Source organism: Roseiarcus fermentans (assembly GCF_003315135.1).
GTDB classification, from domain to species: domain Bacteria; phylum Pseudomonadota; class Alphaproteobacteria; order Rhizobiales; family Beijerinckiaceae; genus Roseiarcus; species Roseiarcus fermentans.
The window spans coordinates 68,761-82,119 of sequence record NZ_QNRK01000021.1 but is presented as its reverse complement, the minus strand read 5'-3'; the positions used below and the strand labels follow the sequence as shown (position 1 = coordinate 82,119).

The following is a 13,359-nucleotide window of genomic DNA, read 5'->3' as shown; positions in this document are numbered from 1 at the left end:
GCAGGGCGCCGCCGGTTCACACTCCCTCACCGAAAGTGACTTGTGATCGCGCGCGTCCGCGGCCTAACCGTTGTTCGAACGAATTGGGCCGAAGGAGAATCGACCATGTGCGGCATCGTGGGCGTTCTGGGTCAGGGGCCGGTCGCGGGCGCGATCGTCGACGCGCTGAAGCGGCTCGAATACCGGGGCTACGATTCCGCCGGGGTCGCCACGCTCCACAACGGCAGGCTGGAGCGCAGGCGCGCTGAAGGCAAGCTCAGGAACCTCGAAGCGCGGCTCGCCGCCGAGCCGCTCGGCGGCGCGATCGGCATCGGCCACACCCGCTGGGCGACCCACGGCAAGCCGACCGAGGCCAACGCCCACCCGCATGCGGCGCGCGGGCTCGCGGTGGTCCACAACGGCATCATCGAAAACTTCAAGGCGCTGCGCGAGGAGCTTGCGGCCAAGGGTTACGCCTTCGTCACCGAGACCGATTCCGAGATCGCCGCGCTTGTGGTCGAGGACGAGCTCGCCGCCGGCAAGACGCCGGCCGAGGCGGTGTTCGCCGCGCTCGGGCGGCTGCGGGGCGCGTTCGCGCTCGTCTATCTGTTCGAAGGCTACGAGGACCTGCTCATCGGCGCGCGCCAGGGCGCGCCGCTCGCGATCGGCTACGGGGACGGGGAGATGTATCTCGGCTCCGACGCGCTGGCGCTCGCCCCCTTCACCGACCGCGTCGCCTATCTCGAGGACGGCGACTGGGTCGTCGTCACCCGCGCCGGCGCCGAGGTTTTCGACTCCGGCGGCGTATCGGTGCAGCGGCGCATCCAGCGCAGCCCGGTCGGGAGTCTGCTCGCGGAGAAGGGCAATTATCGCCACTTCATGGCCAAGGAGATCCACGAGCAGCCCGAGGTCGTCGGGCATACGCTCGCCCACTATATCGACATGGCCTCGATGCGGCTGAAGCCGTTCGACTGGCCGGTCGACCCGGCCACCCTTCGCCGCCTCACCATCATCGCCTGCGGCACAGCCTACATGGCCGGGCTCGTCGGCAAGTACTGGATCGAGCGCTTCGCCCGGCTGCCCGTCGAGGTCGACGTGGCGTCGGAATATCGCTATCGCGAGGCGCCGGTCGACCCGGACGGGCTGACCCTGGTTATCTCGCAGTCGGGCGAGACCGCCGACACGCTGGCCTCGCTGAAATACGTCAAGGAGCGCGGCTCGAAGACCGTCGGCGTGGTGAACGTGCCCGATTCCAGCATCGCGCGCCTGACCGACGCCGCGGCGCCGACGCTGGCGGGCCCGGAAATCGGCGTCGCCTCGACCAAGGCGTTCACCTGCCAGCTCGCGGCTCTGGCGGCGCTCGCCATCGCGCTCGGGCGGGCGCGCGGGACGGTCGGCGACGAGGAGGAGGGCGCGCTGCTCGCCGAACTCGTCGCGACGCCGGGCCTGATCGCCGAGGCGCTGAAGCTCGAGCGCGCCACCGAAAAGCTCGCGCAGGGCATCGCGCACGCGCGCGACGTGCTCTATCTCGGCCGCGGAACCGGCTATCCGCTGGCCCTCGAAGGCGCGCTCAAGCTGAAGGAGCTGACCTACATCCACGCCGAAGGCTACGCCGCGGGCGAGCTGAAGCATGGGCCGATCGCGCTCATCGATCCCGACATGCCGGTGGTCGTGCTCGCCCCGCGCGACGCGGTGTTCGAGAAGACCGTCTCCAACATGCAGGAGGTCGCCGCGCGCGGCGGCCGGATCATCCTGATCGGAGCGCGCCACGCCGCTGAGGAGGCGGCGGTCGAGATCGAGCGCTTCCTCGCCATGCCCGACGTGGGCGCCAACTTCGCCCCGATCGTCTACGCCGTGCCGGTCCAGCTGCTCGCCTACCACACCGCCGTGCTGATGGGGAAAGACGCCGACCAACCGCGCAATCTGGCGAAATCGGTGACGGTGGAATAGCGTGCGGCGGCCGCTTGCCGGCGAAGAAGGCCCGCCCGCCCCGGGTGGTCGTCGATCTGGCGCTGCGGGCCGGCATGTCGCTCGCCGGCCCGCGCGCCCTCGATCGTCACGGGGCCACGATGCGGCTTGACGGCCGCAACGATGGCGCCCGGATTACAGCGTATTCAGGAAATTCACCAGGTCCTGCACCTGCGACGACGTCAGGCCGAGATTGAAATTGTCGTTGTAGAAGTTGACGACGTTGAGAAGCGTGGCGGCCGAGCCGTTGTGAAAATAGGGCGCGCGCGCGGCCAATCCGCGCAGCGACGGCGCCTTGAAGGCTCCGATATCGGCGCAGACGCCCGAGATCATCGCGCGACCCAGATCGGTGACGGTGTATACGGAGCCCTGCAGGTTCGAGCCGTCGTTGCACGTGACGGTGAAGACAGGCAGCCCGGAGATGTCGAGATCCGCCAGGGCGGCCGACGTGATGCCCTGCCCCGCGGAGGGCGGCGTGGCGCTCGCGTTGGCAAGGCCCGTGTTGAAGAATTTCTGGATGCCCGGGTTGGCGGCGTTGTCCCGATTGCCGTTGTTGACCGTATTGTGGCAACCGCCGCATGACTTCGCTGTGGTCGAATTGAATATCGCCTCGCCGCGCGCAATCGACTCCCGAGCCGCGCTCACGGGATCGGTCGCCGTCAGGGTCGCCCAACTGGTGTAAAGGTTGAAAGGAGCTGGCAGCGAAGCCGCGCTCGGCTGCGGCCCCCCCTGGACGAACGGCTGGGACGATAGCGCGAACGGCCCGCCCGTCGCCGATTGCGTCTGGAGCGACCTGGCGGCGGAACTGAAATTCTGCGCGCTGAAGATCCCGGACTCGAAGCTGACCATCTGCGTCTGCTGGGTCGACGTCGGCGCGGTCGGCGCCTGCGCATGGATCAGGGTCGCATCGTTGGCTTGGCTGATGAGGCTTGGCTCACGGCCGTCCCACATGAAGAGATTGGATGGGTTGGAGGTCTGGAAGAAAAAGTTGGTCGACGGTAATGGCCGCCTGTAAAAAGAATATATAGACGTGCTCCCGACGTTTACCGTTGTGTTGTTCGAACATTGGTAGGGATCAACAAGGCCAGTCATTGTCAATGATGAAGGCAGAGGCAATCCAACCCTTATGAGACCCTTAGTCAAGAGCAATCTAAACGATAGAATTTTTCCCGCATACGTCTCAATGGTGGAATTCGGGCAGGTTGCGCCGTCGATGAGACGAAAGAGTGGATCGTTGCCAAGGCTTGAATAAAAGCGTTGCTGGACGCTGGCCGCGCTGATCGCCCATCCGTTCTGCGGCTGGTGGCAGCTAAAGCATGTACGCTGATTGGCTCCCAGATTCTGAAAAAAGGCGTTGCTTGCTGTGAGGGTCGCGCCTGCGGGTTGATCGGTCGCGACGAGCCCTGCCGGGTCGGGATCGGATTCAAAAGCGGGAATTGCGGCTGGCGTCGTCTGGGATCCGAACAGCGTGTCAGGAAATCTCTTGTGGATTTGCATGGCGTGCTCGATCGCTGGCGCCAGCCACCACAACCGGTTGGTCGGCGGAGCGTTTCCTGCCGACGCGGGGAGCCCTTGCGCAAATAGGGCGAGAATGGAAAACCCGATGGCTTTCGACTTCATTTCTCGCGGCAAGTGTAAGGGTTCGCCTCGAAAGCGCAAAATGACCTCCATCATTAGATCAATCGGAGTCCCCGCTCCGATAAACGCAGGGCTCAAACGGTCATTGCAAAGTTGCAAGGGTCGAGAACTTCGTTCCTCGCAGATAAATTAAGTTTTCGTAGTTTCACTGAAGAATGTTATAATTGAGAGGCGTTGTCAAGACGTGGAAATATAGTTCTCAGTGTGAATATAGGGCGAAATGCGATGCTTTCTGTCAGCGCCAGTTCCTGCAAGACGGAATAGCGGATCGGCGCCGCTGGCCGCTCCGTCGCCGAAGCGCTGCCGGGCGCTGGCGGCGCTGATCGACCATCCCGTCGCCGGCTGGTGGCAGCTGAAGCCTGTCCGATGATTGACCCCCAAAGCCTGAAGAAGGGGTTCGCGCTTGTGGTGGTCGCGCCCGATGGTTGCTCCGTCGCGACGAAGCCGGTCGGATCGCGGATCGGACACGAAGATGGGAATCACGGCCGGGGTCGGCTGCAAAACGCCAATGAAATTATGTAATTTATTGCATATTCCCTCGGCGTGCGCCATTGCCGGTCCCTCCAGAACGAAGGGGCCGGCGGCGGGGCGTGTTGCGCCGAGGCCGGAAGGATCCCCTAGGCGAAAAAGACGAGCGACGAAAGCCCGACGGTCCGCGCGAAGCGTAGAGGTTCACATCGATAGCGCATATAATCGCGAGCTGGGCAGAGACTGCGGCGGGCAAGCTCATGTTGACAGAAAAAGAAGGTGAAATAAGTATTGTCCCGCCTCATTGAACAATTTGACCAGCTGAAGACATTGTCAGGGCGAAACGACACGCGGGCTTCCGCAGGCGCCGCGCGCTGCGTCGAAGGGGAACGCGGCGGAGCCCCCCCGTGTTTCTTACGCAGCGCGCCGCGGCGTCGGCGGTCCGCTTCGCCCGCGGCTGTTTTTCCGAACGGCTTTGACCTGCCGCAAGTCGGACGGAGTATTGCGGCGCCATGAATGCGGCGAAGGAGTCCGGGAATGCGAAGGATCGACACGAGCGAGCGCCCGATGCCGGAAATCAATCCGGCCAAGGTGTGTTTCATCATCGAAAAGGCGCGCGAACTGCTGAGCGAGGACGTCGGCGTCGACCCCGACGCGTCCAACCCGACCGACGACGGCGAGCGAATCGTCCTCACCGACGCCAACAACGCCTTCCGGCGCGAGCTGGTCGAGTTCGTTCGCGACCTCGACGTCGACGAATCGGCGGCCCTGGTGGCGCTCGCCTGGATCGGACGCGGCGACTACGAGGCCGACGACTGGCAGGCGGCGGTCGCCGCCGCCAACGACCGGCGCGAGGGCCCGACCTGGAAGTACCTGCTCGGCATTCCGCTTTTGCCGGATTATCTGCAAGACGCGCTCGACGCCTTCGGCCGCTCCTGCGAGGACTACGAGCTCGGCGAAGACCGGGAATAGGCGCCGGCCGGCGCCTTGCATTCGCCACGCGAAGCCGCCAGTTTTGCGGCGCAAAAAAGTCGCGTGTCGGAATGTCGATCGAATCTTCGCCTGCCTCCATCCACCGCTCGTTCGCACGTCAGCTTCGGTCGTGGTTCTTCACCGGCCTCGTGGTGTTCGGACCGGTCGCGGTGACGGCCTACATCGCCTGGTTCGTCGTCAATACGATCGACAACTGGGTGAAGCCGCTGCTTCCCCAGAGCCTGTCGCCCGACGGCTGGCTGCCGTTCCACGTTCCCGGCCTCGGCGTCCTGATCGCCGTGGTGGGATTGACCGTGCTCGGCTTCCTCGCCGCCAACATCATCGGCCGCAGCGTGGTCGGCTTCAGCGAGGCGATGCTCGACCGCACGCCGGTGGTGCGCGGCGTCTACAAGGGCCTGAAACAGGTGTTCGAGACCGTCTTCAGTCAGTCGGGCTCGCAGTTTCGCAAGGTCGGCCTGGTCGAATTCCCGGTCAAGGGCAGCTGGTCGATCGTGTTCCTGTCGTCCGACCCCGGTTCGGTGATGGCGCGCGCGCTGCCGGGCGACAAGCCGATGGTGTCGGTGTTCATGCCGTGCACGCCCAACCCGACGACCGGCTTCTTCTTCTACATCGCGGCCGACGACATCGTCGAACTGACGATCACCGCGGACGAAGCGGCCAAGCTGATCATGTCGGCCGGACTGATCCAGCCAGAGGGCGCGGGCCAACTCGCGGCGATGGCCGAGGCTGCGCGACTGGCCCGCGCGCCGGCCGGATAGCGCCCGAGCTCCGCCTTTTCTACGCTGTCACAACCGGCCAGCTATGCTAATGAGGCCGATGGCCGCCCGTAGAGAAGACGGCCGAGCCTCGCGCCGCCGCCAAGGCGGCGGGGACGGCTCGCGAACGAACATCGAATAGGACCATCATGGCGCAATTGCCCAAATTCGATCTCGATGATCTCAAGCGGCGCATGCAGGCCGCCCACGCATCCCTCAAGCACGAGCTGGGCGGCTTGCGAACGGGCCGGGCGAGCGCGAGCCTGCTCGAGCCGGTCCAGGTCGAGGCCTACGGTCAGCGCATGCCGATCGTCCAGGTCGCCACCATCAGCGTTCCCGAGCCGCGCGCGCTCGCCGTGTCCGTCTGGGACAAGAGCATGGTGCATGCGGTCGACAAGGCGATCCGCGATTCCAATCTCGGCCTCAGCCCGACGGTCGAAGGCACGACGTTGCGCATCCGCATTCCCGAGCTCAACGAGCAGCGGCGCAAGGAAATGGCGAAGATCGCGCACAAGTACTCGGAGGATGCCCGCGTCGCGGTCCGTCACGTGCGCCGCGACGGGATCGACGTCCTCAAGAAGCTGCTCAAGGAGCACGCGATCAGCGAGGACGACGAAGCCAAGCAGGCGGCGGAGGTGCAGAAGGCGACCGATCTGGCGATCAAGGAGATCGACGCCTCGCTCGCGGCGAAGGAAAAGGAGATCATGCAGGTCTAAGCGGAACGGCCGAAGCCGGAGGATCCCCCGCATGCCCTTCGCACGCTCCCCGGCCGGTCCTCGCTCGGACCAGACGCCCGCGCATGTCGCCATCATCATGGACGGCAACGGCCGCTGGGCCAAGGCGCGCGGCCTGCCCCGGTTCGAGGGTCATCGGCGCGGCGTCGAGGCCGTGCGTCGCGCGGTGCGTTCGGCGATCGACCACGATGTTCGCTTCCTCACCATCTACACGTTCTCTTCCGAGAACTGGCGCCGCCCGGCCGACGAAGTGGCGCTCCTGATGGGCCTGCTGAAGCGCTTCATCCGGGTCGATCTCGCCGAACTGCACAAGAATTTCGTGCGCGTGCGCGTGATCGGCGAGCGCGAGGGGCTCCCGCCCGACATTCTCGCCCTGCTCGAGGAGGCCGAGCAGCTCACCCGGGACAACTGCGGCCTGACCCTCGTCGTCGCCTTCAACTACGGGTCGCGGCACGAGATCGTGTCGGCCGCCCGGCGTCTGGCCGAAGACGTCCGCCAGGGGCGAATCGATCCCGACGCGATCAGCGACGAGGACTTCGCCGCCCGGCTCGACAGCGCGGACATCCCCGACCCGGACCTGATCATCCGCACCTCGGGCGAGATGCGGCTGTCGAATTTCCTGCTCTGGCAGGCAGCCTACGCCGAGCTCGTCTTCCTGCCGATTCTCTGGCCGGACTTCGACGACGCGGCGTTCGTCGCCGCGCTCGAGCAATACGCTGCGCGCGAGCGCCGCTTCGGCGCGGTCGTCCACACGACTGCCGCCATGACCGCCTCGTGAGGGCGACCGGATGAGCGCGAACCCGACCGACGAACCGGCGCAGGGCAGGGAAGGGACCCGGATCGGGCCCGACCTGTGGCCGCGCGTCGCCGCGGCGATCGTGCTCGGACTGGCCGCGCTCGCCGCGACCTGGTTCGGCGGAATCGTCTTTGTCGCCTTCTGGTGGGTCGCCTCGGCGATCGTCCTGTGGGAATGGCAGCGGCTCGTCGGGGGGGAGCGGCTCGCTGCGCGGGTCGCCGCGGGCGCGCTCCTGCTCGCGCTCGCCGCGCTCGAGACCCTTCACAATCATGCGCTCCTCTCCCTCGCCGCGCTCGCAGCGGCCGCGCTCGCCGTCGGCGCCGTCGCTGCGCCGCGAGACCGGATCTGGGCGGCGGCGGGCGCGCTCTACGCGGGCGCGCTGGTCGTCAGCCTCGGGCTGCTGCAGACCAGTCCGTCCTATGGGCTGCCGGCGATCCTGTGGCTGTTCGCCATCGTCTGGGGCGCGGACGTCGCGGCCTATTTCGCCGGCCGCGCGATCGGCGGACCGAGGCTCTGGGCGAGCGTCTCGCCGGGCAAGACCTGGTCGGGGGCGATCGCCGGGGCGCTCGCGGGAGCCGCGCTCGGACTGGCCCTGGCCCTGGTTCTCGTTCCCGGCTCGATCCTCATGGACGAGGTCTTCACCCTCGGTCTCGCCGCGGCGATCGTGTCGGAACTGGGCGACCTGTTCGAATCGGCGGTCAAGCGCCGCTTCGGGGTCAAGGATTCGAGCGGCCTCATTCCGGGCCACGGCGGGCTGATGGACCGGCTGGATTCCTTCATCGCCGCCTCGGCCTTCGCCGCCGTCGTCGCCGCGCTCAACACCCGCGGCTCCTTCATCGCAAGCGGATTGTTCCAATGGTGAGCGCACTCGACCTGGATCTTTCTCCCGAGACCGTTTCAAGCCGGCGCACGCCGCCCAGGCGGCTCGCGATTCTCGGCGCCACCGGTTCGATCGGCGGCTCGTGCGCCCAGGTCATCGCCGCAGCGCCCGGCCGGTTCGCCGTCGTCTCGGTCGCGGGCGGTCGCGACGGCGCGGCGCTCGCCCGCCGCGCGATCGAACTCGGCGCGGACTTCGCGGCGATCGCCGATCCGGCCTCCTACGCCGACCTCAAGGCGGGGCTCGCCGGGACGGGCGTCGAGGCCGCGGCCGGGCCGGAGGCGGTCCGCGAGGCGGCGTTGCGCGAGGCGGACCTCGTCGTGTCGGCGATCGTCGGCGCCGCCGGGCTCGAGCCGACCTTCGCGGCGGTCTCGGCCGGGCGCACGGTCGCGCTCGCCAACAAGGAGACGCTGGTGTGCGCCGGCGCGGTGATCATGGAGACCGCGGCGCGCGCCGGAAGCCTGCTCCTGCCGCTGGATTCCGAGCACAACGCGCTGTTCCAGGCGATCGGATCGCGCGACAAGGACACGATCGCGGTGATGACGATCACCGCTTCGGGCGGCCCGTTCCGGGAATGGAGCGCCGAGCGCATCGCCGCGGCGACCCCCGAGCAGGCGCTGGCGCATCCCAACTGGGTGATGGGACCCAAGGTGACGATCGATTCGGCCGGCCTGATGAACAAGGGCCTCGAGCTGATCGAGGCGCATTTCCTGTTCGGGGTCCCGCCGGACCGGCTCGACGTCGTCGTCCATCCCCAGTCGATCATCCACGGCTTCGTCACCTTCGCCGACGGATCGATGATCGCCGGAATGGCGTCGCCCGACATGCGCACCCCGGTCGCGCATTGTCTCGCCTATCCGGACCGCATCGCCTCGGGCGTGCGTTCGCCCGATCTCGCCGCGCTCGGCCGCCTGACCTTCGAGCGCGCGGACCTCGAGCGGTTTCCCGCGCTCGGCATCGCCATCGACGCCCTGCGGGCGGGCGGCGGCGCTCCGACCGCGCTCAACGCCGCCAACGAGGTCGCCGTCGCGGCGTTTCTCGACCGCCGGATCGGCTTCAGCGACATTGCCCGGCTCGTCGACCGGACGATCCTGGCGATGAGCGCGGCGGGAGAGCTCGCGCCGCCTTCGAGCGTTGCGCAGGCGCTCGCCGTCCACCATATGGCGGGCGAGAGAACCCGCGGACTCCTGGCCTGAGGCCGGTCGGTCCGGCGGCTGTTTTGTGAAACCCGGCCCGGCTCCAGCCGGGCGATGCGCGGGGCGCGCGCGCGGAGACGTCGATGGCGATCCTGCACCCGGTTTCCGAGCTCCTGTCGTGGCTCGGCTGGTATGTCCTGCCGTTCATCGTGATCATCAGCGCGATCGTGTTCATCCACGAGCTCGGGCACTATCTCGTCGGACGATGGTGCGGCGTGCGGATCGACGCCTTCTCCATCGGCTTCGGGCCGGAGCTGTTCGCGCGGGTCGATTCGCACGGAACCCGCTGGCGGGTCGGGGCGCTTCCGCTCGGCGGCTACGTCAAGTTCCACGGCGACGCCAACGCCGCCAGCGTCGATGTCGGGACGCTCGACATCGGGGTCGAGCCGTCGCGCACGCTCGCTGCGCAACCGGTCCAGAATCGCGCCGCCATCGTGCTCGCCGGGCCGGTCGCCAATTTCCTGCTCGCCTTCGTCATCTTCACCGGCGTGTTCATGAGTTTCGGCCGCGTCGAGCACATGCCCCGCGTCGGCCGCGTCGAGGCGAACAGCCCCGCCGCGGCGGCCGGTTTCCTGCCCGGCGACCTCGTCAAGTCGGTCGACGGCGATCCGGTCCGCAGCTTCGAGGCGTTGCAGGAGGCGACGCTCCTGAGCGCCGGCCTCCCCTTGACCTTCCAGGTCGAGCGCGACGGCCGAACCGTCGGATTGACCGCGACGCCGGCCGTCACCGTGGTCGACCAGGGCGTGTTCGGCAAGCGCAAGATGAGCCATCTCGGCCTCGGGTCGTCGACGGCGCCGAGCGACACCCGGATCGCGCGCTGCAGCGTCCCGGTTTGCGCCGCCTGGGGCGCGGACAGGGTCTGGGTGATCACGAAGTCGACCGCGCTCTATATCGTCGGCGTCGTCGCCGGGCGCGAATCGACCGACCAGATGTCCGGGCTCATCGGGGCCGCCCAGATGGCGGGGGAAATCGCCAAGATCAGCGTCTTCGATCTATTCTACTACGCGGCCCTGATCTCGGTCTCGGTGGGTTTCATGAACCTGTTGCCGATTCCGCTGCTCGACGGCGGGCACCTCGTCTTCTACGCCTTCGAGGCGCTGCTCGGCCGGCCGCTGAGCCAGCGCATGCAGGAAATCGGGCTGAGAGTGGGCATCGTGCTGGTGGCGACGCTGCTGGTGTTCACAACGTCGCACGACATCCTGCGGCTGGTGTCGAGCGGCAATTAACCATTGGTCGACCATCTTGCGTGTCCTCGCGGCAACGGCCTCGCGAAAAGGTGTAGGCTTGCCGAATAGAGGTTTGCAGGAGTGGCTGAAAACGGTAAAAGGCCGTTAAACGCGGGTCCCTCGGGCGGGACCCGGCGGGGGCGTTGCGCGCAGCGCCTCGCGAACAAGATGATTGCGGAACGAACCGTGGTCGTGTGGATGGCGAGCTGGCGCGGACGGCGGTCGCCGCCGGCAACGCGAAGAGGGACTATGAACGACATGAATTGGATTCGCGGCGTCTTTGGCGCGCTGGTTCTGGCGGTCGTGTTCGCCCTTGGCGGAATGGTCCCGGTTTCGCCGGCTTTTGCGCAGCAGATTGTGGTCGAGGGCGGCTCGGGCATCGATCCGGCGGCTCTCAAGCCCTATTTCTCCGGAACCGATCCGGCTTCCATCCAGCGCGGCGTGGACGACCTGAAGGCGACCGGCATCTATTCCTCGGTCAGCGCCAGGGCGGTCGACGGCCGCATCGTCGTGTCGCTGGCGGTCGCCAAGCAGGTCATCAACCGCGTCGCCTTCGAGGGCAATTCCAAGATCACCAAGGACCAGCTCGAGGTCGAGGTGCAGTCGAAGCCGGGCCAGCCTTACAGCGAGGCGGTCGGCGAGGGGGACGTCGGCCGTATCAAGGACGCCTACAAGAAATACGGGCGCAACGAGGCGCGGGTGACCAAGCGGCTGGTCACCCTGCCGAACGGACGCGTCGATCTCGTTTTCAGCATCGACGAGGGCGACAAGACCGGCATCCGGGAGATCAATTTCGTCGGCAACAACGCGATTTCCTCGTATCGTCTGCACAACCTGATGCAGACCAGCACGATGAACCTGCTGTCGTGGTTCAAGAGCACCGACGTCTATGACCCCGACCGTCTCGCCTCCGACGAGGAAGCGATCCGCCGTTATTACATGAAGAACGGCTTCGCCGACTTCCGCATCGTCAACACGGACGTGACCTACCAGCCCAATCCGGCCGGCTACGTGATCACCATCACGGTGGACGAAGGGCCGCAGTATCACGTCTCCGGCGTGTCGGTGGATTCGCACATCCCGGCGGTCGACGGTCCGGCGCTGCTCAGCCGTTCGGCGCTGCACGCGGGCGACGTCTACGACGCTGGCGGCGTCGACAAGACGGTGGATCAGATGACCCGCGCGGTCGCGACCCAGGGCTACGCCTTCTCCGAAGTCCGCCCGCACGGCGAGCGCGATACGGTCAACCACACCATCGCGCTGAACTACTCGGTCGACAACGGCCCGAAGGTCTACATCGAGCGCATCGACATCGTCGGCAACACCCGCACCCGCGATTACGTGATCCGGCGCGAGTTCGACATCGGCGAAGGCGACCCCTACAACCACGTCATGATCGAGCGCGCCGAGCGCCGGCTCAACGGCCTCGGCTACTTCAAGAAGGTCCACATCTCGAACCGTCCGGGCTCGACCCCCGACCGCGTGATCGTCGTGGTCGAGGTGCAGGACCAGCCGACCGGATCGCTCAGCCTCAGCGGCGGATATTCGACGACCCAGGGCATCATGGCCGAACTCGCCTACACCGAGACCAACTTCCTCGGCCGCGGCCAGTACGTTCGGTTGAGCGTGTCCGACGGCCAGTACAGTCAGGGATGGAAGGCGTCGTTCACCGAGCCCTACTTCCTCGGCCAGCGGCTGGCGGCGGGCTTCGACCTTTACCATCAGGTCAATTCGCAGAACCAGTACGCGCTGTACGAGAACTGGACCACGGGCGCCACTCTGCGGCTCGGCGTGCCGATCACCGACGAATTGACCTTCCAGCCGAACTACGCGTTGTACCAGTCCAAGATCTCCATCCCGAATACGACCTCGCAGCCCTATGACGACTGCTCGGGGCCGAACTCGCCGTGGTATGTCGGCGGCACGTACTACGCCGTCACCCCGACGATTTACATCAACTGCTTGACCAACGGCGAGGCGCCGGTGGAAATCAAGCAGGCTGCGGCGCAGGGCGCGGTCACGACGTCGCTCATCGGCTTCACAATGAGCTACAACACGCTCGACGACCGCAGGGATCCGACGAGCGGCTGGGCCGCGAACTACAAGCAGGATTTCGCCGGCGTCGGCGGTCAGTCCGACTTCATCCGCGAGACGTTGGACGCGCGCTGGTTCCATCCGGTCGTCACCGACGACTTCATCGGCCAGATCCACCTGCAGGCGGGCCAGATCAACGGCTTCGGCTCCAAGCAGCTCGACATCATCAACAACTTCATGATGGGGCCGACGCTGGTTCGGGGCTTCGCTCCGGGCGGCATCGGGCCGCGCGACGTGGCGAGCTCGAACAACATCACGGGCTCGGCGATCGGCGGCACGACCTACTACGGCGCGTCGGCCGAGGTCGATTTCCCGATCTTCGGCTTGCCGAAGGAGATCGGCCTCAAGGGCGCGCTGTTCGCCGACGCGGGCAACCTGATCGGCTACAGCGGGCAGACCAACTTCGCCAGCTTCCTCGGCTACACCTACTGCCCGGCGCAGAACGTGATCCTGATCACCCAGCCGAGCTGCGCCAAGATCTGGGACCCGAACCTGATCCGCTCCTCGGTCGGCGCGAGCCTGATCTGGAACTCGCCGATGGGTCCGATCCGGTTCGACTTCGCCCTGCCGCTGTCGAAGGGCAAGTACGACCAGACCCAGGTGTTCAACTTCTCGGGCGGCGCGACGTTCTAAGC

Annotated in this window: 11 protein-coding genes; 9 read left to right on the top strand and 2 right to left on the bottom strand. The window is 66.6% G+C overall.

Annotated features, from left to right (window positions below):
- Window positions 1-105: 105 nt before the first annotated feature.
- Window positions 106-1,929, top strand: a complete 1,824-nt coding sequence (gene glmS / locus DFR50_RS18425) for a glutamine--fructose-6-phosphate transaminase (isomerizing) (RefSeq protein ID WP_113890731.1) — start codon at window positions 106-108, stop codon at window positions 1,927-1,929.
- A gap of 153 nt (window positions 1,930-2,082) precedes the next feature.
- On the opposite strand, the gene DFR50_RS31515 is transcribed toward glmS, so the two are convergent.
- Both DFR50_RS31515 and DFR50_RS31510 read right to left on the bottom strand, forming a co-directional pair.
- Window positions 2,083-3,621, bottom strand: a complete 1,539-nt coding sequence (locus DFR50_RS31515) for a c-type cytochrome (protein WP_147262807.1) — start codon at window positions 3,619-3,621, stop codon at window positions 2,083-2,085.
- Window positions 3,622-3,762: 141 nt separating this feature from the next.
- Complete coding sequence (locus tag DFR50_RS31510) at window positions 3,763-4,137, bottom strand: hypothetical protein (protein WP_147262806.1); 375 nt, start codon at window positions 4,135-4,137, stop codon at window positions 3,763-3,765.
- Window positions 4,138-4,590: 453 nt separating this feature from the next.
- Between DFR50_RS31510 and DFR50_RS18415 the strand changes: the two genes are divergently transcribed.
- The 8 genes from DFR50_RS18415 (at window position 4,591) to bamA (ending at window position 13,357) form a co-directional block, all read left to right on the top strand.
- Window positions 4,591-5,025, top strand: coding sequence for a DUF3775 domain-containing protein (locus DFR50_RS18415; RefSeq protein WP_245427943.1), 435 nt, complete (start codon window positions 4,591-4,593; stop codon window positions 5,023-5,025).
- Window positions 5,026-5,096: 71 nt separating this feature from the next.
- A complete protein-coding gene (locus DFR50_RS18410) occupies window positions 5,097-5,804 on the top strand; it encodes a DUF502 domain-containing protein (RefSeq protein ID WP_113890729.1) in 708 nt (235 codons plus the stop codon).
- Between the two features lie 146 nt (window positions 5,805-5,950).
- Window positions 5,951-6,517, top strand: coding sequence for a ribosome recycling factor (gene frr, locus DFR50_RS18405; protein WP_113890728.1), 567 nt, complete (start codon window positions 5,951-5,953; stop codon window positions 6,515-6,517).
- A gap of 31 nt (window positions 6,518-6,548) precedes the next feature.
- The gene (locus DFR50_RS18400) at window positions 6,549-7,313 is read left to right on the top strand and encodes an isoprenyl transferase (protein ID WP_113890727.1); all 765 of its coding nucleotides are present in this window, start codon (window positions 6,549-6,551) and stop codon (window positions 7,311-7,313) included.
- 10 nt (window positions 7,314-7,323) lie between these two features.
- A complete protein-coding gene (locus DFR50_RS18395) occupies window positions 7,324-8,193 on the top strand; it encodes a phosphatidate cytidylyltransferase (RefSeq protein ID WP_113890726.1) in 870 nt (289 codons plus the stop codon).
- Window positions 8,187-9,404 carry a 1-deoxy-D-xylulose-5-phosphate reductoisomerase gene (gene dxr, locus DFR50_RS18390; RefSeq protein WP_113890725.1) on the top strand — a complete coding sequence of 406 codons (1,218 nt, stop codon included), beginning with the start codon at window positions 8,187-8,189 and terminating at the stop codon, window positions 9,402-9,404. The genes DFR50_RS18395 and dxr overlap by 7 nt, the downstream gene beginning before the upstream one ends.
- Window positions 9,405-9,487: 83 nt before the next feature.
- Window positions 9,488-10,630 (top strand): M50 family metallopeptidase, encoded by a 1,143-nt coding sequence (locus DFR50_RS18385; protein WP_113890724.1) that lies wholly within the window; start codon window positions 9,488-9,490, stop codon window positions 10,628-10,630.
- Between the two features lie 249 nt (window positions 10,631-10,879).
- Window positions 10,880-13,357: an outer membrane protein assembly factor BamA gene (gene bamA, locus DFR50_RS18380; RefSeq protein WP_245427941.1), complete on the top strand. Its 2,478-nt coding sequence runs from the start codon at window positions 10,880-10,882 to the stop codon at window positions 13,355-13,357.
- The last annotated feature ends 2 nt before the right edge of the window (window positions 13,358-13,359 follow it).

What these genes read in the sequence shown, in the direction of transcription:
- glmS (WP_113890731.1), top strand. Translation starts at nt 106, where the DNA reads ATGTGCGGCATCGTGGGCGTTCTGGGTCAGGGGCCGGTCGCGGGCGCG.
- DFR50_RS31515 (WP_147262807.1), bottom strand. Translation starts at nt 3,621, where the DNA reads ATGATGGAGGTCATTTTGCGCTTTCGAGGCGAACCCTTACACTTGCCG.
- DFR50_RS31510 (WP_147262806.1), bottom strand. Translation starts at nt 4,137, where the DNA reads ATGGCGCACGCCGAGGGAATATGCAATAAATTACATAATTTCATTGGC.
- DFR50_RS18415 (WP_245427943.1), top strand. Translation starts at nt 4,591, where the DNA reads ATGCGAAGGATCGACACGAGCGAGCGCCCGATGCCGGAAATCAATCCG.
- DFR50_RS18410 (WP_113890729.1), top strand. Translation starts at nt 5,097, where the DNA reads ATGTCGATCGAATCTTCGCCTGCCTCCATCCACCGCTCGTTCGCACGT.
- frr (WP_113890728.1), top strand. Translation starts at nt 5,951, where the DNA reads ATGGCGCAATTGCCCAAATTCGATCTCGATGATCTCAAGCGGCGCATG.
- DFR50_RS18400 (WP_113890727.1), top strand. Translation starts at nt 6,549, where the DNA reads ATGCCCTTCGCACGCTCCCCGGCCGGTCCTCGCTCGGACCAGACGCCC.
- DFR50_RS18395 (WP_113890726.1), top strand. Translation starts at nt 7,324, where the DNA reads ATGAGCGCGAACCCGACCGACGAACCGGCGCAGGGCAGGGAAGGGACC.
- dxr (WP_113890725.1), top strand. Translation starts at nt 8,187, where the DNA reads ATGGTGAGCGCACTCGACCTGGATCTTTCTCCCGAGACCGTTTCAAGC.
- DFR50_RS18385 (WP_113890724.1), top strand. Translation starts at nt 9,488, where the DNA reads ATGGCGATCCTGCACCCGGTTTCCGAGCTCCTGTCGTGGCTCGGCTGG.
- bamA (WP_245427941.1), top strand. Translation starts at nt 10,880, where the DNA reads ATGAACGACATGAATTGGATTCGCGGCGTCTTTGGCGCGCTGGTTCTG.